The sequence below is a fragment of the Nocardioides sp. S-1144 genome (assembly GCF_005954645.2).
Lineage (GTDB): Bacteria > Actinomycetota > Actinomycetes > Propionibacteriales > Nocardioidaceae > Nocardioides > Nocardioides dongxiaopingii.
This window is the reverse complement of sequence record NZ_CP040695.2, coordinates 2,855,567-2,875,828: the sequence shown is the minus strand read 5'-3', so window position 1 is coordinate 2,875,828 and position 20,262 is coordinate 2,855,567. Positions and strand designations below refer to the sequence as shown.

16 protein-coding genes are annotated in these 20,262 nt (G+C 75.4%); 6 read left to right on the top strand and 10 right to left on the bottom strand.

Annotation, left to right across the window (positions count from 1 at the left end):
* Window positions 1-119 precede the first annotated feature (119 nt).
* From FE634_RS13395 to FE634_RS13385, 3 genes are all read left to right on the top strand, one after another.
* Window positions 120-1,625, top strand: a complete 1,506-nt coding sequence (locus FE634_RS13395) for an APC family permease (RefSeq protein WP_138876172.1) — start codon at window positions 120-122, stop codon at window positions 1,623-1,625.
* A gap of 64 nt (window positions 1,626-1,689) precedes the next feature.
* Window positions 1,690-3,042, top strand: coding sequence for a class II 3-deoxy-7-phosphoheptulonate synthase (locus FE634_RS13390; protein ID WP_138876171.1), 1,353 nt, complete (start codon window positions 1,690-1,692; stop codon window positions 3,040-3,042).
* Window positions 3,043-3,179: 137 nt separating this feature from the next.
* The gene (locus FE634_RS13385) at window positions 3,180-4,175 is read left to right on the top strand and encodes a threonine aldolase family protein (RefSeq protein ID WP_138876170.1); all 996 of its coding nucleotides are present in this window, start codon (window positions 3,180-3,182) and stop codon (window positions 4,173-4,175) included.
* Between the two features lie 7 nt (window positions 4,176-4,182).
* Here the strand turns inward: FE634_RS13385 and FE634_RS13380 are convergent, their stop codons facing one another.
* The 10 genes from FE634_RS13380 to FE634_RS13335 all read right to left on the bottom strand — a co-directional run bounded on the left by FE634_RS13380 (window position 4,183) and on the right by FE634_RS13335 (window position 18,889).
* Window positions 4,183-5,121 (bottom strand): NADase-type glycan-binding domain-containing protein, encoded by a 939-nt coding sequence (locus FE634_RS13380; protein ID WP_138876169.1) that lies wholly within the window; start codon window positions 5,119-5,121, stop codon window positions 4,183-4,185.
* A 325-nt stretch (window positions 5,122-5,446) separates the two neighbouring features.
* Entirely contained in the window at window positions 5,447-6,496 is a 1,050-nt protein-coding gene (gene aroF / locus FE634_RS13375) for a 3-deoxy-7-phosphoheptulonate synthase (RefSeq protein WP_137292752.1), read from the bottom strand.
* Window positions 6,497-6,790: 294 nt separating this feature from the next.
* Complete coding sequence (locus tag FE634_RS13370) at window positions 6,791-7,681, bottom strand: DMT family transporter (protein WP_262347418.1); 891 nt, start codon at window positions 7,679-7,681, stop codon at window positions 6,791-6,793.
* 22 nt (window positions 7,682-7,703) lie between these two features.
* Entirely contained in the window at window positions 7,704-8,582 is an 879-nt protein-coding gene (locus tag FE634_RS13365) for a deoxyribonuclease IV (RefSeq protein ID WP_138876168.1), read from the bottom strand.
* A 4-nt stretch (window positions 8,583-8,586) separates the two neighbouring features.
* Window positions 8,587-9,876 carry an MFS transporter gene (locus FE634_RS13360; RefSeq protein ID WP_137292750.1) on the bottom strand — a complete coding sequence of 430 codons (1,290 nt, stop codon included), beginning with the start codon at window positions 9,874-9,876 and terminating at the stop codon, window positions 8,587-8,589.
* Between the two features lie 57 nt (window positions 9,877-9,933).
* Window positions 9,934-12,882 carry an FtsX-like permease family protein gene (locus FE634_RS13355; RefSeq protein WP_138876167.1) on the bottom strand — a complete coding sequence of 983 codons (2,949 nt, stop codon included), beginning with the start codon at window positions 12,880-12,882 and terminating at the stop codon, window positions 9,934-9,936.
* Entirely contained in the window at window positions 12,879-15,095 is a 2,217-nt protein-coding gene (locus FE634_RS13350; RefSeq protein WP_138876166.1) for a hypothetical protein, read from the bottom strand. The genes FE634_RS13355 and FE634_RS13350 overlap by 4 nt, the downstream gene beginning before the upstream one ends.
* Before the next feature lie 5 nt (window positions 15,096-15,100).
* Window positions 15,101-15,754 carry an ABC transporter ATP-binding protein gene (locus FE634_RS13345; protein WP_138876165.1) on the bottom strand — a complete coding sequence of 218 codons (654 nt, stop codon included), beginning with the start codon at window positions 15,752-15,754 and terminating at the stop codon, window positions 15,101-15,103.
* Complete coding sequence (locus FE634_RS13340; protein WP_137292746.1) at window positions 15,751-16,692, bottom strand: ABC transporter ATP-binding protein; 942 nt, start codon at window positions 16,690-16,692, stop codon at window positions 15,751-15,753. Before FE634_RS13340 ends, FE634_RS13345 begins: the two co-directional genes overlap by 4 nt.
* A 109-nt stretch (window positions 16,693-16,801) precedes the next feature.
* A complete protein-coding gene (locus FE634_RS13335) occupies window positions 16,802-18,889 on the bottom strand; it encodes a PASTA domain-containing protein (protein ID WP_246060565.1) in 2,088 nt (695 codons plus the stop codon).
* Between the two features lie 138 nt (window positions 18,890-19,027).
* Between FE634_RS13335 and FE634_RS13330 the strand changes: the two genes are divergently transcribed.
* Genes FE634_RS13330 through FE634_RS13320 form a run of 3 tightly spaced genes read left to right on the top strand, consistent with a single transcriptional unit; the run spans window position 19,028 to window position 20,260 of the window.
* Window positions 19,028-19,399: an Rv2175c family DNA-binding protein gene (locus FE634_RS13330; protein ID WP_137292745.1), complete on the top strand. Its 372-nt coding sequence runs from the start codon at window positions 19,028-19,030 to the stop codon at window positions 19,397-19,399.
* A gap of 13 nt (window positions 19,400-19,412) precedes the next feature.
* On the top strand, window positions 19,413-19,868 hold the full coding sequence (locus tag FE634_RS13325; RefSeq protein WP_137292744.1) for a guanyl-specific ribonuclease: 456 nt from the start codon (window positions 19,413-19,415) through the stop codon (window positions 19,866-19,868).
* Complete coding sequence (locus FE634_RS13320; RefSeq protein ID WP_170981471.1) at window positions 19,865-20,260, top strand: barstar family protein; 396 nt, start codon at window positions 19,865-19,867, stop codon at window positions 20,258-20,260. The genes FE634_RS13325 and FE634_RS13320 overlap by 4 nt, the downstream gene beginning before the upstream one ends.
* Window positions 20,261-20,262 lie beyond the last annotated feature (2 nt).

Below are 20,262 nucleotides of genomic sequence, written 5' to 3'. Positions count from 1 at the left end.
TCTCACGTGAGACGTCATTGCCTCAAACTGGTGGACGACACCCGAGACCAGGGGCAGACAAGGCGGGGTCGACCGGTGTTGGCTGAGCACACGCCACGCGAGCCGGAGGTATCCCGGGTATGTCCACCGACCAGAGCAAGGCCGACGACGGCCCACGACCCGGCGCCGACGGCACCGGCGGGGGCACCGATGCGGGCACCGACGGGGGAGAGCCCACCGAGCTGAAGCGGGTGATGGGGCCCAAGCTGCTCCTGCTGTTCATCGTCGGCGACATCATCGGCGCGGGGATCTTCGCCATCACCGGCGACGTCGCCGCGCAGGTCGGCGGGGTCGCCTGGCTGCCGTTCCTGGTCGCGTTCGCCGTGGCCGCCCTCACCGCGATGTCCTACCTCGAGCTCGTCAGCAAGCACGCCCAGGCCGCCGGTGCCGCGCTCTTCGTGCACAAGGCCTTCGGGGTCCACTTCGTGACCTTCATCGTGGCCTTCGCGGTGGTCTGCTCCGGCATCACCAGCGCCTCGACGTCGTCGGGGCTGGTGGCCGAGAACCTGCTCATCGGGCTGGAGAAGATCTTCGACGGCATGCCGACCGGTCGTGGCGCGACGCTGGTCACGGCGCTGGTCTTCATCGCCGTGCTGGCCCTGATCAACCTGCGCGGCGTCGGCGAGAGCGTGAAGTTCAACGTCGTGCTGACGCTCGTCGTCATCGCCGCGCTCGTCGTCATCATCGGGATCGGCGCGTGGGCGATGGTCAACGGCAACGGTGACGCGGGCCGGGTGGTGGTCTTCGAGTCGAACACCGACCGCTCGCTGTTCGCCGCCGTCACCGTCGGCACCACGATCGCGTTCTTCGCCATGGTGGGCTTCGAGGACTCCATCAACATGGTCGAGGAGGTGCGCGAGCCCGACAAGATCTTCCCGCGGGTCATGCTCACCGGCCTCGGCATCTGCGCCCTGCTCTACGTGCTCGTGGCCGTGGCGGTGGTCGTGGTGATCCCGCCCGACGACGTCCTCGAGCCGGTCAACAAGGACGCCGGCATCCTGCTCGACGTCGTGCGCATCGGCGCCCCCGGGCTGCCGATCGACGACATCTTCCCGTTCCTGACGGTCTTCGCCGTCGCCAACACCGCGCTCATCAACATGCTGATGGCCAGCCGGCTCCTCTACGGCATGGCGAAGCAGGACGTGCTGCCGCGGCCGCTGGCGCGGGTCCTGCCCGGACGCCGCTCCCCGTGGATCGCGATCCTCTTCACCACCGCGATGGCCTTCGGCCTCATCACCTACGTGCGCAGCGACCCGGAGAGCGACGTCGTCGGCTCGCTGGCCGGCACCACCGGCCTGCTGCTCCTCGGCGTGTTCAGCGTCGTCCACGTCTCGTGCCTGGTGCTGCGCCGCAGGGGCGGCGAGGGCTCCTTCCGGGCGCCGGTCTGGACGCCGTGGGTCGGGGCGGTCGTGTGCGCGTTCCTCGTCGGCCCGTGGGCCCGCGACCGCGAGGACTGGATCCAGTACCGCATCGGCGGCGCGCTCCTGGCCATCGGCGTCGTGCTGTGGGCGATCACCTGGATGGTCAACCGCGGCGCCCGGGGCCAGAAGACCGGCTTCCGCGACGTCGAGTCGCTCGAGGACTGAGCCCGGCCGTCTCGCCCGTCCCGCCGAGTCGGGCGGGACGGGCGCGACGCCGTAGTCTTGGCCGGTGAGCAGCACCCTTCCCGACCTCGCACGCCTGCACGCCCTCCGGCCCGCCCAGCAGCCGTCGTACCCCGACCGCGGCGCGGTCGACGCCACCGTCGAGCGGCTGCGCGCGGCCCGCCCGCTCGTGTTCGCCGCGGAGTGCGACGAGCTCACCGACAAGCTCGCCGCCGTGACCCGCGGCGAGGCGTTCCTGCTGCAGGGCGGTGACTGCGCCGAGACCTTCGCCGGCGTCACCGCCGACAACACCCGCAACAAGCTGCGCGTGCTGCTCCAGATGGCCGTCGTCCTCACCTACGCCGCGTCCGTGCCGGTCGTGAAGCTCGGCCGGCTCGCCGGGCAGTACGCCAAGCCGCGCAGCTCCGACGACGAGACCCGCCAGGTCGACGGCCGGCCGGTCACCCTGCCGGCGTACCGCGGCGACGCCGTCAACGGCTACGACTTCACGCCCGAGTCGCGCATCCCCGACCCGCGCCGGCTGCTCGAGGTGCACCGCACCTCCGCGGCCACGCTGAGCATGATCCGGGCCTTCGTCGACGGCGGCTACGCCGACCTGCGCAAGGTGCACACCTGGAACACCGACTTCGTCGCCGACTCCGTCGCCGGCCAGCGCTACGAGGCGATGGCTCACGAGATCGACCGGGCGATGGCGTTCATGGAGGCCATCGGCGCCGACCCCGACGAGTTTCACCGCGTCGACTTCCACATCTCCCACGAGGCGCTCGTGCTCGAGTACGAGCACGCGATGACCCGGATCGACTCGCGCACCCGGGCGCCGTACGACCTCTCGGGCCACTTCGTCTGGATCGGCGAGCGCACCCGCCAGCTCGACGGCGCGCACGTCGAGCTGCTCAGCCACGTGCGCAACCCGATCGGCGTCAAGCTCGGCCCCACCACGAGCGCCGACGACGCCATCGCGCTCGCCTCGCGCCTCAACCCCGACAACACCCAGGGCCGGCTCACCTTCATCACCCGCTTCGGCGCCGGCAGGATCCGCGACGGGCTGCCGCAGGTCGTGGAGAAGGTCACCGCCGCCGGGCTCGAGGTCGCGTGGGTGTGCGACCCGATGCACGGCAACACCTTCGAGGCCAGCTCGGGCTACAAGACCCGGCGCTTCGAGGACGTGATCGAGGAGGTCCAGGGCTTCTTCGACGTCCACCACGAGCTCGGCACCTGGCCCGGCGGCGTCCACGTCGAGCTGACCGGCGACGACGTCACCGAGTGCGTCGGCGGCGGCGAGGAGCTCCTCGAGGCCGACCTCGGCGACCGCTACGAGTCCGTCTGCGACCCGCGCCTCAACCGGGTGCAGTCCCTCGAGCTGGCCTTCCTCGTCGCGGAGATGCTCCGCCGCGCCTGACAACCCCCGCTGACCCGTCAGTGATCAGCGACGGGTCGGCGTGGAACTGGGGGTGACCCGTCAGTGATCAGCGACGGGTCGGCGTGGAACCGGGGGTGACCCGTCAGTGATCAGCGACGGGTCGGCAAGATGGGGGCGTGATCGACCTGCGCTCCGACACCCTCACCCGACCCACCGAGTCGATGCGGGCCGCCATGGCCGGTGCCGACGTCGGTGACGACGTCTACGGCGAGGACCCGACCGTCGCGCGCCTCGAGGAGCGGGTGGCCGAGCTGCTCGGCCACGAGGCGGCGCTGTTCATGCCGACCGGGTCGATGTCGAACGTGCTCGCCGTCCGGTCGGTCGTGCAGCCCGGCCAGGAGGTGCTGTGCGACTCCTCGGCCCACATCGCGCGGGCCGAGCTCGGCGCCCACGGCGCCTACAGCGGCGTCACGATGCGCACCTGGACCCACCCCCGCGGCCACGTCGACCTGGACGCCGTCCGCGGCCTGTTCGCGCCCGACATGGGGCCGTTCTTCGTGCGCACCGCGGCGATCTCGGTCGAGAACACCCACAACTTCGCCGGGGGCACCGTGCTGCCGCTGCAGCTGCTGCGCGACCTCAAGGAGCTCGCCACCGGGCTCGGGGCGGCGGTCCACCTCGACGGCGCCCGGCTCTGGAACGCCCACGTCGCGACGGGCACCCCGCTCGCCGAGTACGGCGCCACGGCCGACGTCCTCTCGGTCTGCCTGTCGAAGGGGCTCGGGGCGCCGGTCGGCTCGCTGCTCGTCGGGTCGGCCGACACCGTCGCCGAGGCCCGGATCTGGCGCAAGCGGATGGGCGGCGGGATGCGCCAGGTCGGCATCCTGGCCGCCGCCGGCCTGCACGCCCTCGACCACCACGTCGAGCGGCTCGCCGACGACCACGCCCACGCCCGGCTGCTCGCCGAGGCCTGCGGCGTCGACCCCGCGACGGTGGAGACCAACATCGTCGTCGTCCAGCGACCCGACGCCGCCGCCTTCGTCGAGCGGGCGACCGCCGCGGGCGTTCGGGTGGCGACCGTCGGACCCACGACGGTGCGGATGGTGACCCACCTCGACGTCACCCGCGCGGACGCCGAGCGGGCCGCGGCGGTGCTGTCCGAGCTCTCCTGAGCGCGGATCAGATCGGGACGCCGACCAGGCCGATCTCGCTGATCGCGGTGTAGTCGCGCCCGCTCGGCCCGCGGCCGGGCCGGGTGACGCCGAGGAGCCGCAGCTCGACGGTGTCGGAGACGACGTCGACCGGGATCCCCTGCAGCCCCCGGCCCTCGACGAGGGTCTGCGGCACGACGGTGCCGTCGGCGAAGACCCACTCGACCGAGGTCACCCGCCGGTTCGCGGTGTAGCCGTCGTAGCCGGCGACCTTCTTGGCGTAGCCGTTGACCAGGCCGACCTCCGTCAGCCGGGTCGCCTCGGCCAACGAGATCGACAGCGTCGTCCCGGTGCCGTCGCCGGGCATCCGCCAGGCGGTGTCGGCGCGGCCGTCGAGCAGGTTGCCGGCGCCGTAGCGGACGACGTCGCCGCCGACGTCGCGCGAGGGCCGGGCCGTCTGCGGCGCGGTCGCCGAGGCCGCCGCGGCGACGTCGCGGGGCTTGCCGCCGGCGTTCGGACCCGACTTCGTGGTCGGTGGGGTGGAGGGCTCGGCCGGCGGCGAGGGGTCGGCGTCGGGGGAGTCGGACCCGCCCGGGGACGACGGGTCGCTGCCCGCCGCGGGCGCCGTCGGCGCCGGGTCGGCGGCGGTGTCGTCGGCGTCGCCGGTGAGCAGGAGGTAGCCCCCGAGGCCGGCGACGAGCAGCAGCGCGGCGGCGCCGACCAGCCACGGCAGCAGTCCGCGGCGGGCGCGCCCGGGCGGATCCTCCGCCGCGACCGACCACGCGACCGGCTCGTCGTCCGTGAACGGCAGGACCGAGTCGGCCGGCTCGTCGTCAGCGGCGTCAGCGGCGTCTCGGTCGACGGGGGCGGCGGCCGGCACCGGGCGCGGGGCCTCGTCGGCGAACAGCGGGTACCGCGGCTCGGGCGGCCGCTCCCAGGCCGGCAACGGCGCCACGGGTGGGGCCACCGGTGGGGACGCTTGCGGTGTCGTCGGCGGGGACGCCGGGGGCGGCCCGGCCGGCTCGTCGGTTCGGACGGCGGGCCGCTCGGCGGTGTCGGTGCGCCACTCCTCGGGCGGCGCACCGGCCTCCGCGCGCGGGCGTCCGCAGGAGGTGCAGAACCGACCCGTGCCCGCGGGGTGGGCGCAGTGCGGGCACTGGTCCATCGGCTGGCCCTCCTGCGGTCGGTCCTGCGGTGTCGGGGTTCGGTCCGGCGTCAACCCTAGACGACCGGTTCCGGGGCGACCCGCGCCGCGATCGCCCCGGCACCACCGGCCCGGCCCGCCGCCGTCGTCACGGTCGCTCGGCGCGCTCCGAGGAGTCGACCCGCCCGACGGCGGGCGGGAGCTTGCGCACGGCCTGGGCGAGGTCGCGCAGGTCGTTGCCGAGCAGGGCCTGCGGGCCGTCGCACAGCGCGGTCTCCGGGGTGGGGTGGACGTCGACGATGATCCCGTCGGCGCCGACCGCGATGCCGGCGCGCGACAGCGGCACGACGAGGTCCTTGCGGCCGGCGGCGTGCGAGGGATCGACGATGATCGGCAGGTGGCTGGTGGCCTGCACGACCGGCACCGCCGAGATGTCGAGGGTGTTGCGCGTCGACGGCTCGAAGGTTCGGATGCCCCGCTCGCACAGGACGACGTCGAGGTTGCCGCGCTGGGCGATGTACTCGGCCGCCATCAGCCACTCCTCGATGGTCGCGGTCATGCCGCGCTTGAGCAGAACCGGCTTGCCGGACTCACCGGCGGCCTGGAGGAGACCGAAGTTCGCCATGTTGCGGGTACCGATCTGCAGCATGTCGGCGTGCTCGGCCACGACCGGGACGTCGCGGGCGTCGACGACCTCGGTGACCACCGGCATGCCGGTCGCCTCGCGGACGTCGGCCAGGATCTCGAGGCCCTTCACGCCCAGGCCCTGGAAGGCGTACGGCGACGTGCGGGGCTTGTAGGCCCCGCCGCGCAGGATCGTGGCGCCGGCCGACTGCGCCATCCGCGCCGCCTCCAGCGTCTGGTCGGCGGACTCGACGGCGCACGGACCGGCCATGAAGGTGAAGGTGTCGGGGCCGATCGGCACCCGGCGCCCGGTCGGGCCGACCCAGACCGTCGACCGCTCGGCGTGGTGCTGGCGGCTGACGAGCTTGTACGGGTCGGAGATGCGGTGCACGTCCGCGACGCCGCGCAGGGTGCGCAGGTTCAGGTGGTGGAAGGACTCGAGGTCCCCGACCAGCCCGATGATGGTGCGGACGACGCCCTTGCTGACGAAGGCCTCACCGCCGACTTCCTGGACCTTCTCGACGACGTGCGCGACGTCCTCGTCGGTGGCGTCCGGCGACATGACGACGACCATGGTGATTCCTCGGTTTCTGTGGGTCGGTGCTCTGGCGTCCCGGCCCCTGGCATGACAAACGCCCCGAGCCGTCGGCCGGGGCGTTGGTGGTGGAGGCGCGTCTAGGGACGAGCCTGCACGGGTGCTCCCGGCAGGTGTCCAAAGAAATAGGTGTGCGCCACGCCCCCGACTGTAGCCCAGGGCCGGGCCGAGGCCGTACTGGGCGGCCCATCCCTGAACTTGTGCACCGGGATCCCGGTGCACAAGTTCAGGTTTCCCCGGTCGACCGGGGAAACCCCGGACCCCGGCCCCACCTCAGACGGCGAGGTGCTGGACCTCGCCCTCGATCGGACGGCGGGGGCCGGCCTCGACGACGAGCATCGCGGTGAGGACCATCGCACCGCCCAGGAGCAACCGCCAGGTGGGGGACTCGCCGCCGAGGCCGACGGCGAAGGAGGCGGCGAAGACCGGCTCCATGCTCATCACGATCGCCGCGCGGGTGGGCGCGAGGTGGGACTGGGCCCACGTCTGGGCGACCAGGGCGACGGCGCCGGCGGCGAGGGCCATGTAGCCGACCGAGATCCAGTCGGCGGTGCGGTCGGGAAGCACCAGGCCGTCGGGGGCGGTGGCGACCAGGCAGATGACCGCGATCACCAGGAGCTGCAGGATCGACAGCCCGAGCGCCTCCTCGGCGTTGGCCCAGGCGCCCAGGCCGACGATGTGGAGGCCGTAGAGCACCGCCGACACCAGGGTGATCGCCTCGCCGTAGCCGATCGCGAGCCCGTCGAGGGTGAGGACGCCGAGCCCGGCGGCCGCCAGGGCCACCGCCGCCCAGGTGTAGCCCGTCAGCCGCGTGCGCAGCAGCACGGCGGCCAGGAGCGGGGTCGCGACGACGTACAGCCCGGTCACGAAGCCGGAGACGCTGGCCGCGGTGTGGGCCAGACCGGCGGTCTGGAGGATCTGGGCGACGCCGTAGACCCCGCCGAGCAGCACCGCCCGGCTCCGTGAGGTCGGCGAGAGCCGGCCCAGCGCCCTCGGGGCCACCAGGGCCATGACGACGCCGGCGACGAGGAAGCGCACGGCCAGGAAGTCCAGGACCGGGACCCGGTCGAGGAGGTCCTTGATGAGCACGAACGTCGAGCCCCACACCGCGGCCGTCGCCAACAGCGCGAGCATGGCCAGGAGGGTGGTGTTGCGGCGCTGCACCACGGAAGTCTGCCAGCCGGTCTCAGGCCGTGCTGCGAAGGTCCTTCAGCAGCGCGATGCCGGGGTCCCCGGCGTCGCGGGACCCGGGCGTCTCCAGGATGAACGGGACGCCGGCGGTCGCGGGGTGGGCGAGCAGCTCCTCGAAGGCGCCCACGCCGATGTGGCCCTCGCCGAGGCGCTGGTGGCGGTCCCTGAAGGCGCCGCGGACGTCCATCGAGTCGTTGGCGTGGACCAGCCGGAGCCGGCCCGGACCGCCGATCTCGACCACCCGGTCGAGGGTGGCGGTCGCGCCGCCGGGCTCGTCGAGCGGGGCGCCGGCCGCGAAGACGTGGCAGGTGTCGAGACAGATCCCGGCCCGCGGGTGGTCGTCGAGCGCGGCGAGGTACGGCGCGAGGTCCTCGACGCCGGCGCACAGCGACCGGCCCTGACCGGCGGTCGGCTCCAGCAGCAGCCACGGCGCGGTGCGGTCGCCGTCGTCCTCGAGCGCCTCCAGCACCGGCAGGAGACCCTCACGCACCCGGCGGAGGGCCGCCTCGTGCTCGGCGACGCCGCCGGTCGCGTCGACGTACGAGCCGGTGTGGACCACGACGCCCTCGGCTCCGATCTCGACGGCCCGGCGCAGGTTGTGCGCGACCAGGGCGACCGAGCGCTCGTGGGTGGCCGGCGTCGGGGACCCGGGGTTCACCAGGTACGGCGCGTGGATGAGGACCCGCATGCCCGACTCGGCGCACGCCTCCCGGAACGCCGCGTCCTCGGCAGGGCGACCGGGACTGAGCGCCCAGCCGCGCGGGTTGCCGACGAAGACCTGCATCGCCTCGCAGCCCAGCTCGAGCGCCGAGGCGAGCGCGCCCCTCACCAGGCCGGCCCCGACGAGGACGTGGGTGCCGACCGGGTTGCGCATGGCCCTATTCGACCGCACCCCGAGCGGCCGAGGAGGGGGCGGGTGGCTGCTCCTCGGCGGGCGGCCCGTGCTGGTCGAGGAAGCGCTGGGCGCTCCGGGTCGCCGGGTGCAGCCCGACCGCGGCGACCACGATGATCGCCGCGATGACCAGCCACCCCGCCTCGCCCCACCCGATGGCGAGGAAGGTGAACAGCGCCGGCGCCCACACCCGGCCCGCGGTGCCGCTGAGCTCGGCCGCGCCCTGGTACTCACCGCGCCGCCGCGGGTCCATCAGCTCGGCCTCGAAGGACCAGCTGGCCGCGGAGAGGTAGAGCTCGGCGCCGGTGACCGTGACGTGGCCCAGCCAGACCAGGGCGATCGTCGTCCAGCCGATGGTCTCGTGGGTGACGAGGGTGATCAGGCAGGACAGGACGAAGAAGACCGTCGAGATGCGGATCGCGCGCAGAGCGGTCGAGACGTCCTTGACGGTGCGGGCCGCGGCCATCGGCAGGAAGATGCACATCACCGTGTTGGTGCCGAACAGGAACGCCAGCAGCACCTGGGGCGCGTCGGTCTTCTCCACCAGCCACAGCGGGATGACCAGGTTGAGCACGACCTGGTTGGTCCACAGGACGCCGGTGAAGAAGGTCGTCGCCAGCCAGCCCACGTTGCGCAGCGGGCCCGGCCCGGGCACGCGGACCTTGCGCTCCTCGGGGGTGCGGTCGTCGTGCGAGGCGTTCGGGAGCCGGGTGATGGCGGCGGCGTTGCCGAGGAAGACCGCGGCGGTGAACCAGGGCAGCACCTGGAGCACCTGGTTGGACTCGAAGGCCAGCGCGATGCCGCCGAGCATCGAGCCGATGGTGAACCCGAGGTTGAGCGCGGAGTACATGTAGGCGCGCGAGCGCACCCGCTCGCCGGCCGGCAGGACGTCGATCGTGTACGACCCGTGCGCGGCTCCGCCGAGCGCGCCGACGACCTCCATCGCGACCGCCATCGCGAGGTAGCCGCCGAACCCGTCGATGAACGGCCAGACCCCGAAGAGGCTGGCCTGGAGGGCGGCGCTCACCGCCCAGCACCGCTTCGGGCCGTAGCGGTCGACGAGCCGGCCCATCGGCCAGGCGGCCACGAAGGCGGCGACCCCGGCCAGGGTCAGGCCGAGCCCGACCTGGGCGGCGCTGAGCCCCACGACCTGGGTGAAGAACACCGCGGAGCCGGTCATGAAGGTGCCCTCGCCGAGGGCGAACAGCAGGGACTGCCGGGCCAACCGTCCGGCGAGGGGCGTCGGCGCCGCGAAACGGGCGAGGAGCGTGGTCATCGCCGAAGATCCTCCCACCCGGCGCCGACACCGGTCGCGCGGTTTTCGGGCCGGACGCTACCGGGCGTCCTCGCGCAGGGTCGCGGCCCGGGCGCGGCGCACGACGGCGACCGAGGCGAGCACGGCCACCAGCGTCAGCACCACGACGACGCCGCCGGCGAGCAGCACGAGACGGTGCCCGTCGGTGTCGGCCAGGACCCGCGGCGTCGCGCGGTCCTCGACGAGCCCGAGGGTGATCGAGCGCAGCAGGACCACCTGCGCCAGCAGTCCCGCGGCGAGCCCCGCGAGCGTCGCCGCTCCCAGGACGACGGACGACTCCCACCACGCGGCGAGCACGACGGTGCGGCGGCGCACCCCGACCACGCGCAGCGCCGCGGCGTCGCGGCGCCGGTCGGGCAGCTGGACCAGCGTGGAGACGAGGAGGCCGCCGAGGGCCATCAGCAGCACCGACGCCCCGACCACGACGTAGAGGCGGAGGGCCTGGGCGTACGCCGTCTCGTCGAGCGCGCGCCGCGTGTCGCCCACGCCGCCCGCGCGGGTCAGCCCGGCCGCCCCGAGGGCGTCGGTCACCGACGCGGGCGCGTCGGCCCGGGCGAGCACGACCGGCTCCACCAGGGCCGTGGCCGGCTCCTCGTGGGCGAGGAACGTCGTGAGGTCGAGCATGATGCCGGCCGGACCGGTCAGGGGAAGGCTCTCGGCCCGCGCGGTGACCTCGACCGGGATGGTGCCGGAGGCGACCGCGATCGAGGGCCCGTCCCCGGAGCCGTCGACGACGGTGGCGTCGGCGTCGCGGCCCAGGACCGCGCGCATCGGGGACCCGACCGCGGCGGGCACCACCGGGGCGCCCGGCTCCAGCACCAGGACGCCGTCCTCGATCGCGGAGCCGCCGCCCTCGACGCGGGTCCAGCCGGCATCGAGGAACCGGGGGTCGCCGACGTCCGTGGCCAGGGCGGAGACCCGGGCCGGGCCGGTGCCGCCCTCCAGGGAGACCGCGCGCAGCTCGCAGCCCGCCGCACACCCTGCCGCGGCCGCCGCGACGGACGACGTGCCGGGCTCGAAGGGGCCCACCCGCAGGAACTCCGTGCCGGTCGCGGTGCGGACGTCGAGCTTGAGCGTCACCGGTGCGGCGGTCTCGACCGTGAGCTCCACGCGCCGTCCGGTGAGGACGGGTAGCGGGGCCGGCGGGCGCACCAGGTCGGCGGCCTCGGCCGCGTCGCCGCCGTCGGCGAGCCACTGCGGCGACCAGCGGCCGACCCGGCCCAGCCGCTCGGAGTCGACCAGGACGATCGGGCCGGTCTCGGGGATGCTCACGGCGGCGGCGGTCATGGTCCACCGGCCGTCGGCGTCGATCGCGCGGGTCAGCCGCAGGGTCGCGACGGCGTCGAGGGGCGAGGCCCAGACCTCGCCGGCGGGCGAGCGGGTGCTGGCCACGCTGTCGCGCCAGCGCCCGGCGGCCGAGTCGACCCCGATCGCGAAGACCGAGATCGCGATGGCGGCCGTCACCGGGAGGATCACCAGGGTGCCCTGGGAGCGGCGGGCGATCGCCCGGCCCGCGACGAAGGCCGACAGCGGCCGGTCGCCGAACCGCTCGGTCCACCAGCGGGCGACCGCGACGGTGCCGCGGGTGGCCAGCAGCCCCGCGGCGACCGCGAGGACCACCGGCAGCAGCAGGTCGGTGGCGCCGAGGCCGTCGCTGCCGGCGCCGAGGCGGGCGAGGACCAGCGCGGCGGCCAGCGCGACGACGACCGCCTCCACCACGAGCCCGGCCCACCCACGCCCGCCACCCGGGCGTCGTACCCCCGCCAGGCGGGCGCCGAGCGTCTCCTGCATCCCCTGCCCCACGGCGGCCGCGGTGACGGTCGCGACGACGAGGGTGACGGCGACCGCGTTCACGACCGACGCGGTCGGCAGGCTCACGACCAGGCCGTCGCGCAACGACGACCGGGCCAGCGCCACCGTGGCGGCGTGGCCGACGAGGACGCCGAACGGAGCGCTGAGCAGGACCAGGAGCCACGGTTCGGCCAGGCCGAGCAGCCAGGACCGTCGTCGGCCGACCCCGCGCAACGCTGCCAGGGCGAGCTCGTGGCCGCGTCGCTCGGCGGCAGCGGTCTGCAGGCGCAGGATGATCGCCAGCGCGACCAGCACCAGCGAGACCGCGGCGGGGGCGACCGCGGACCGGGCCGCGGCACGCTGGGAGCGGACGTCGACGAGGACCGACCGCAGGTCGTTGACCGTCGACGTGCCGACCACGGTGCCGCCGCCGTCCAGGTCCACCTCGACGGCCCGGAGCCGCTCGGTGGTCGCGACCAGCGAGTCGAGCTCGTCGTCGGTGAGGGAGTCGGGCACCCGGAGCCGGCTCTCGAGCCGGGGCGCCCACAGCCGGCGGGGGAGCCCGGCGAGCACGTCGTCGGTGACGATGAACGGCCCCGGCGCCGGCGCGCCGCTGCTGGACTCGGGACGCGAGGACAACAGGGTCGGGAGCAGCCAGTGCTCCGAGTCGTCGGGGGTCGTGTAGGTCCCGACGACGCGGGGGCGGCCGAGGAGCGGCGCCTCGATGCGGTCGCCGACGGCCAGCGAGCCGAGGTCGTCCTCGTTGACCAGCACCTCGTCGGGCTGCTGCGGGCACCGACCCTGGACGTCGAGGACGGAGCAGACGTCGTCCCGCGCCAGGTAGGTGACGTCGGCGGGCCCGGCGATCGGCCGGGACATCACGATCACGACCGGCGACTCGTAGAGGTCGGGCAGCTCGCGCTCGACCGCGGCCACGCCGGCGGCGACCAGCTCGTCGAGGTCGCCGGTCCGTCCGGCGCCCACCTCGAAGGTCAGCCCGGTCAGCGGCGGCGCCGCGTCGGCGAGCCGGGTGAGCGTGTACGACGTCGTCGAGGCCTGCTGGAAGGCGGGGCCGAGCACCGCTCCGGCCACGCCGAGCACCATCATCGCCAGGCTCGTCACCGACAGCAGGGCCCGCGAGCGCAGCCCGCGCAGCACGGTCGCGAGGATCGTCACGACCCCTCCTCGAGCAGGCGGGCGGGATCGCTGTGCCGGGCCGTGCCGACCCGGACGAGCACGCCGCCGAGCGCGGCGGCGGCCGCCGTGCCGAGGGCACCGAGGAGGAGGACCCACGGCTCGACGGTGGGGCCGAGCGGCGGCCGGGTCACGCCCGTCGGGACCAGCTCGGTCGCGGCGACGACGGTCACCGCCGCGAGGCAGCCCGCTGCGGCGGTGGCGAGGAGCGTCGTCCCCGCGAGGACGCCGGTCTCGAGGACGTCGGCGCGGCGGCGCTCGTGCCGGGGGACGCCGACCAGCCGGAGGACGGCCTCGTCGCGGCGGGTGGCGAGGCTCCGGCGGCGCCGACCGGCCAGGAGCACCAGCAGGCCGAGGGCCCCGGCGCCGACCGCCACGACCGACCGGGCGTGCCGCTCGGCGGCCCACGGCCCCTCCAGCGCGGCGTCGCCGCCGCCGAAGCCCACCGGCACGCCGCCGGCGTCGCGCAGGCCGGCCAGGACGTCGGCGGGGGTGTCGGCCCGCGCGAGCACGAGCACCTGGACGCCGGAGACCGAGTCGACGGCCCCGGCGAGCGCGGTCGGGAGGTCGGCGAGCAGACCGGCCGCGCCCACCAGCGGCAGTGCGGTGCGGTCGCCGGTGGCGGTGGCCGGCCGGGAACCGCCGCCGATCCCGGGCACGGCGGGTCCGGCGTCGGGCCAGGCGGGGCGTCCGGCGGTCAGGACCGGGATCGGCGCGGTGGCAGCGGAGGGGGCCAGGGGAGCGCTGGGGTCGAGGGTGAGGCTGCTCCCGGCCGGCCCGTCGACGGTCCCGTCGGTCGGCCCGCCGCTCGGCTCGGCCCTGGTCCAGGCAGCGGCGAGGAGGTCGGTCGTGCCGAGACCCAGGCCGCTCACCTCCACCGGGGCGGTCGCGGCGAGGCCGACGACGACGCAGGCCCGCGCGCACGAGGACACCGCGACGGTGCCGACGGCCTCCCCGGCCCCGAGGGCGACGGTGGCGGTGTCGAGACCGGCGTCGGCGGTGAGGAGCGTCAGCGAGACGGTGACCGCGCGCGCGGGGTCGACGCGCGCGACGGTCACGGCGTCCCCGGTGACGGGCACGACCGCGGGTGCGGCCCGCAGCGCCCCGGTCCCCGGGCCGACGTCGGCCCCGGCACCGGCGAGGAAGTCGCCGGAGACCCGCTCGTAGCGGGCCAGGTCGAGCCAGGCGATCCGGAGCTCGGCCTCGGTGCGCGAGTCGTCGAAGGCGGCGGCCATCAGCCAGCGGCCCTCCGGGTCGAGGTCGCGGGTGAGCAGCAGCGCCGAGAGCGCGTCGGTGTCGTCGAGGGCGACCCGGACCGGGCCACCGAGGTCGAGCCGCGCCGTCCGGTCGGCCCAGCCGCCGGCGGCGGTGGTCGCGGTGAGGGCCGCCACCGCGACCACGCCGGCGGCCACGACCGCCCGGGTCCGCGCCCGCTGGTCGCCCGACACGACCCGGCGCAGGGCGAGCAGGACGGCGCTCGACCGGCCGCCGGCCGCGAGGGCCGGCACGAGCGTGCTCAGACCGACCACGAGCGCGTGCCCGGCCGCGACACCCAGCACGGCGGAGCCCGCGAGCACCACGGCGCCGCCGGGGGGCGCGTCGCCGGCCCCGGGTGCCCCGGCCAGGGACTGCTGGACGACGACGCCGACCGCCACGAGCAGCGCGACCCCGGCGACGACGTCGACGACCCCCGCGGCACGCCGCCAGCCCGGCCGGACCAGGGCCGTGGCCAGCGGTTCCCGAGCCACGGCCGCACTGCAGGCCACGGCGGTGAGCAGGGCCACGCCGGCGGCCACGCCGCCCCAGGCCCACGGCGTCGCGCCCGGGGAGGCAGGGAGGTCCCACCGCTCCCGGACCACGGCGGCACCGGCGAGGGCGCCGACGGTTCCGGTGACCGCGCCGACGACGACGGCGGCGGCGGCCGGCCCGGCCACCGCACCGAGGACGCGGCCGGGTGCTGCGCCGCGCACCCGCACGAGCGTCACCTCGGCCCGGCGGCTCCGAGCCAGCTCGACGGTCGGCACGGGCACGACGACCAGGCCGAGCAGCAGCAGCGGGAGAACGGTGGCGGGTCGCCCGTCGGGCCCGGTGGCCAGGACGGCGAGGACCACCGCGGCCACGAGCGCCGCGGACGTGACGGCGAGCAGGGTCAGGGCGCCGCCGTGGGCCCGGACGGCGCGCAGGGCACGGACCACCGGCCTCAGCCGGCCCGGTGCCGAGGGCGGACGAGCCTGCCCTCGGCCATCCGGTGGTGCGCGTCGCAGAGCTCGACGACGTCGGGGTCGTGGCTCGCGACGACCACGACCGCCCCGGCGTCCGCCTCGGCGCGCAGCAGCGCCATCACCCGGCCCCGGGTCGTCGCGTCGAGCTCGCTGGTGGGCTCGTCGGCCAGGAGCACGCGCGCGTGCACGACCAGGGCGCGCGCGATCGCCACCCGCTGGAGCTGGCCGCCCGACAGCTCCTCGACCTGACGGTTGCCGAGGTCGGCGACGTGCAGCGCGGCCAGTGCCGCGTCGGCCCGCTCGTCGGCCTCCGCGGGGGTGGTTCCCCGGGCCCGCAGCGCCACCGAGACGTTCTCCCGGGCCGACAGCACCGGCACCAGCCCGTAGACCTGCAGGACGAGGGCGACGTCGGGCCGCGGGTCACCGGTGCCGCGCCAGGTCGGCTCGCCGTCGAGGGTCGCGGTACCGACCGTGGGCTCGAGCAGGCCGCCGGCGACGGAGAGCAGCGTGGTCTTGCCCGAGCCGCTCGACCCGGACAGGGCGGTCATCCGCCCGGCCTCGAACCGGAGGTCGACGTCGGCGAGGACGACGGCGCCGCCGGCCTCGTAGCCGACGCCCGAGAGGTCGATCACGGGGTGACCTCGCCGGTCCGGTCCTCGCGGGTGATGACCAGGGAGCGCTCGTCGGCGTGCTGCTCGATCCGCACCAGGGTGCCGGCCGGCCACAGGTCGACCAGCTCGGCCGGGAGGTGCACCAGCCCCTCGTCGCCGATCACGACGTACTCCGACCCGGCGTGACCCTCGGCCCCGATCCGCCCGCCCTTCATGGTGACGGTGCGCGGGAAGGTCGCCGCGACCTCGGCCTCGTGGGTGACCACGACCACGGTGGTGCCCAGGTCGGCGCCGATCCGGTGCAGCAGCGCGACGACCGCGTCGCGGTCGTCGTGCCCGAGCGCGCTGGTCGGCTCGTCGGCGAGCAACAGACGCGGCCCGGTCGCGACCGCGCAGGCCAGGGCGAGACGCTGCCGCTGTCCGCCCGACATGGTCCGCACCGTCTGGTCGCGCTGGTCGGCCAGCCCGACGACGTCGAGCAGCTCCTCGGGGCGGGGGAGGTCGCGCCGGTCGTCGCGGGCGCCGGTGCCCAGCCGGGCGAAGGCGAGGTTCTGCCGCGCGGTCGCGTAGGGCAGCAGGTTGCGCGTGGCTCCCTGGAGCACGGTGCTGACGAGCCGCGAACGGACCCGGGTCAGGCGCCGCTCACCGAGCCGGGAGATCTCCTCGTCGTCGAGGAAGATCCGTCCGGCGCTCGGGCGCTGGATGCCGCCGAGCAGGGTCAGCAGCGTCGACTTGCCGCAGCCGGACGGCCCGAGGAACGCGACCCGCTCCCCGGCCCCGATCCTCAGGTCGATCCCGCGCAGGGCGACGACGTCGTGACCGGCGAAGGTGCGGTAGAGGTGGACGACGCCCTCGCACCGGACCTCGACGCCGGCGGCCGCCGCCCGGCCCGGGTCGGCCGCGGTGCCGCGGCCGGTGTGGTCCGGCGACCACGACTCGTCGAGGTCGCTGGTGGGCATCGGCACATCTGACAACCGGCACGGGTGCCGCGGCAACCCGTGGGGGCGGAGCGTTACCCGGCCGTGACCTCGGCGCCGCCGTCCGGGACGGCGCCCGGACGGCGAAGACTCAGACGACGTAGATCGTGACCGTGCTGCCCTTGGGGACCGAGGTGCCGGCCTCCGGGTCGGTGCGCACGACGAACCCGAGGCCGTAGTAGTCGTCCTCCTCGGAGCGCTGCGGCACCAGGCCGGCGTCGCGCAGCGCCTGCTCGGCCGCCTCGACGCCGAACAGGTTCACCCGCGGGACCTCGACCATCTCCGGGCCCTTCGAGACCACGAGGGAGACGACCTCGTCGCGGAACCGCGTGCTGCCCGGCGCCGGGTCCTGGGAGATGATCGTGCCCTGGGGGACCTCGGCGTCGAACGCCTCGGTGGTCTGGAGGACGAGGTTGCGGCGTTCGAGGGCCGCGGTGGCCTCCTCGAGCGTCTTGCCGACCCAGCTGCCGACCTTGATCGGACGCCGGCCGAGGCTCACCACGATCTGCACGGTGTCGCCGCTGGAGAGCTCGGCCCCGGCCTTCGGGACGGTGCCGAGCACGGAGTCGGCCGCGACCGTCTCGGAGTACCGGCCGATGCTCTCGCCCACCTCGAGCTGCACGGCCATCAGCTCGTCCTGGGCGGCGTCCTCGGTGAGGTCGCGGACCTCAGGGACGATCAGCTTGCCGAGCGAGAGGGTGACGGTGACGACGTCGCCGGGCAGCACCTGGGCGCCGCCCGCCGGGTCGGCGGAGACGACGGCGCCCTCCGGGACGTCGGAGTCGTAGACGGGCTCGGCGAAGGCGATCTGGAGGTCGGCGTCCTCGACGGCCGCGATCGCGACCGCCCGGGACTCCCCGACGACGGTGGGGGCGGCGGTGTAGCGCGCCCAGCCGTACCAGAACGCGCCGCCACCGACCGCGAGCGCCAGCACGAGGGCCACGACGAGCAGCACCGGGCCCCGGCGCGAGCGGCGGGACCGGCCGGCCGGGCCGGACCCCGTGGGACCGACCCGCGGGGGCTGGTGCCGCGGGGGCGGGCCGGACGGCTGCGCCTGCGGCGGCCGCTGGTCGACGCGCTGGTCGACGCGCTGGTCGATCCGCGGGGGGAGCGGCACGGGCCGCGTCGTCGGCGCGCCGAGGACCGGCAGCGTGGTCGTCGGCTCGGGGTGGTCGCGGGGCAGCCGCTGGTCGGCGAACAGCGCGGCGTCGCTGTCGAGGTCGTCGCGCTCGCGGGTCAGCAGGTGCGGGGCCAGGTCGAGGGTGAGCTCGGGGTCGTCGCGGACGCCGCGGTCCAGGGCGTGGGAGACCCGGTGCACCTGGTGCAGCAGGACGCCGGCGTCCGCGGGCCGCAGCGCCCGGTCGCGGGCGGTGGCCCGGGCGACCAGCGCGTCGACGTACGGCGGGATCCCGGGCACCAGGGCCGACGGCGGCGGCACGTCGTGGTGCACGTGCTTGTAGGCCACCGCGATCGGGGTCTCGCCCTCGTGCGGCTTCTCGCCGGTGAGCAGCTCGTAGAGCATCACGCCGGCGGCGTAGACGTCGGCGCGCGCGTCGGCGCGGCCCTCGACGACCAGCTCGGGCGCCAGGTAGGACACGGTGCCGATGAGCACGCCCTGCGTGGCGGTGTGCTGGGTGTCGGCGCTGATCGCCTTCGCGAGACCGAAGTCGGCGACCTTGACCTGGCCGCCGGACTGCTCGTCGGAGATCAGGACGTTCTCGGGCTTCACGTCGCGGTGGATCAGCCCGGCGCGGTGGGCGGCGGCGAGCGCGGAGAGCACCGGCTCGATGAGCGCCAGCGCCCGCGCCGGCGGCATCGGGCTCTCCTTGGCGATCGTGTCGCGCAGGGTGTGGCCGCTGACCAGCTCCATCGCGAGGAACACCGTGCCGTCGTCGTCGCCCTGGTCGTAGACCGCGACGACGTTCGGGTGCGAGAGCCGGGCGGCGGCGCGGGCCTCGCGCACGAAGCGGTCGGCGAAGTCGTGGTCGCTGTCGGAGTCCGAGAGCCCCGCGTGCATGATCTTGACCGCCACGGTGCGGTCGAGGCGGACGTCGTGCGCCTCGTGGACGCTGGCCATCCCGCCCCGGGCGATCCGCGGGCCGATGAGGTAGCGGCCGTCGAGCAGGCGCCCGCGCGGGCTCGCCGACGGCGTGCCGGCGCCGTTCGCGTCAGTCGCCACGTCGACCCTCCTGTCCGGCAGGGGAAGGTGCCGGAGGCCGCCATCCTACGGTTGACGGGTCCGGGTGGCCCGTCACCCGAGGACCGGCGTGGCGCGGTCGGCACCGTCCGGGTGGGGGCGACGTGGGAACATGGTGCGATGAGCACCCCCTCCCTGGCCGAGGCCGACCTGGCCGCGCTCGTCGACGACTGGATCGACTGGGCCGAGGCGGCCCGTCGCCTCGACGTGACGCCCGCCAAGGTGCGGACCATGGTCCGCGAGCACCAGCTGGCCGCGGCGGTCCCGGTGGCCGGCGGCGGCGTCAAGCTGCCGGCCGACCTGATCCAGGACGGGCTGCCCGTCAAGGGGCTCTCCGGCCTGCTGACGGTCATGCACGACAACCGCTACGACGACCGCGAGTGCATCGCGTGGCTCTTCCTCGACCAGGACTTCCCGGGCCGCGCGATCGACGCGCTGCGCGAGAACCGGGGCACCGAGGTCAAGCGTCGCGCCCAGGCACTGGCCTTCTAGACGTGACGACGTAGTGGCCACGTCACGATCCGGCGGGCCCGCCCGGTCGAGCCTGCTGTCCCTCGTGGTCGTCCTCGTGGTGGCCGTCGGGATCTGGGCGATCAACGGCGGCGACCCCGGCACGCCGACCGGCAACTCCGGTGCCACCCCGATCGCGACCGACCCGGCCGCCCCGGCCGCCCCGGCGCGAGACGACGGCACCGTGGCGCTGGCCGACCTGCCGCCCGAGGCGGCCGAGGTGGTCGGGCTGATCGACGCCGGCGGGCCCTACCCCTACGACCAGGACGGCGGCACCTTCGGCAACTTCGAGGGCCTGCTGCCCGACCGCGAGCGCGGCTACTACGAGGAGTTCACGGTGCCCACGCCCGGCGAGGACGACCGGGGGGCGCGCCGGATCGTCGCCGGCGCCGACGGCGAGCTGTACTGGACCGCCGACCACTACGCCTCGTTCGAGCGGATCAGCCGGTGAGCGGACTCGCCGCGATCCTGGCCGGCCGGACGCCGTCCGGGGCCTACCACTGGGTCTCGAACTGGCCGCCGGGCCGGGTCCGCGAGCCGGTCGAGGAGGCCGGGTGGCGCTTCGCGCACCTCGAGGGCGCCCGGATCGAGTCGGTGCCCGAGCTGCACGACGCCCTGGCCGAGGCCCTCGACCTGCCCGACCACTACGGCCGCAACCTCGACGCCCTCGCCGACTGCCTCACCGACCTGCCCGCCCACCAGGTGCTCCTGTGGGACACCTGGTCGGTCCTGGCCCGCGCCGAGCCTCGGGTCTTCTCGATCGCCGTCGACCTGCTCGGCTCGTCGCTGACCGTGCTGCTGCGCGGTCCCGGCCCCGAGACCGGGCTCCCGACCCTCGACTGACC

Coding starts and splice junctions, on each gene's coding strand:
- FE634_RS13360 (WP_137292750.1), bottom strand. CDS start 9,876: ATGACCACGCTCCTCGCCCGTTTCGCGGCGCCGACGCCCCTCGCCGGA.
- FE634_RS13340 (WP_137292746.1), bottom strand. CDS start 16,692: ATGCCCACCAGCGACCTCGACGAGTCGTGGTCGCCGGACCACACCGGC.
- FE634_RS13330 (WP_137292745.1), top strand. CDS start 19,028: ATGAGCACCCCCTCCCTGGCCGAGGCCGACCTGGCCGCGCTCGTCGAC.
- aroF (WP_137292752.1), bottom strand. CDS start 6,496: ATGGTCGTCGTCATGTCGCCGGACGCCACCGACGAGGACGTCGCGCAC.
- FE634_RS13395 (WP_138876172.1), top strand. CDS start 120: ATGTCCACCGACCAGAGCAAGGCCGACGACGGCCCACGACCCGGCGCC.
- FE634_RS13365 (WP_138876168.1), bottom strand. CDS start 8,582: ATGCGCAACCCGGTCGGCACCCACGTCCTCGTCGGGGCCGGCCTGGTG.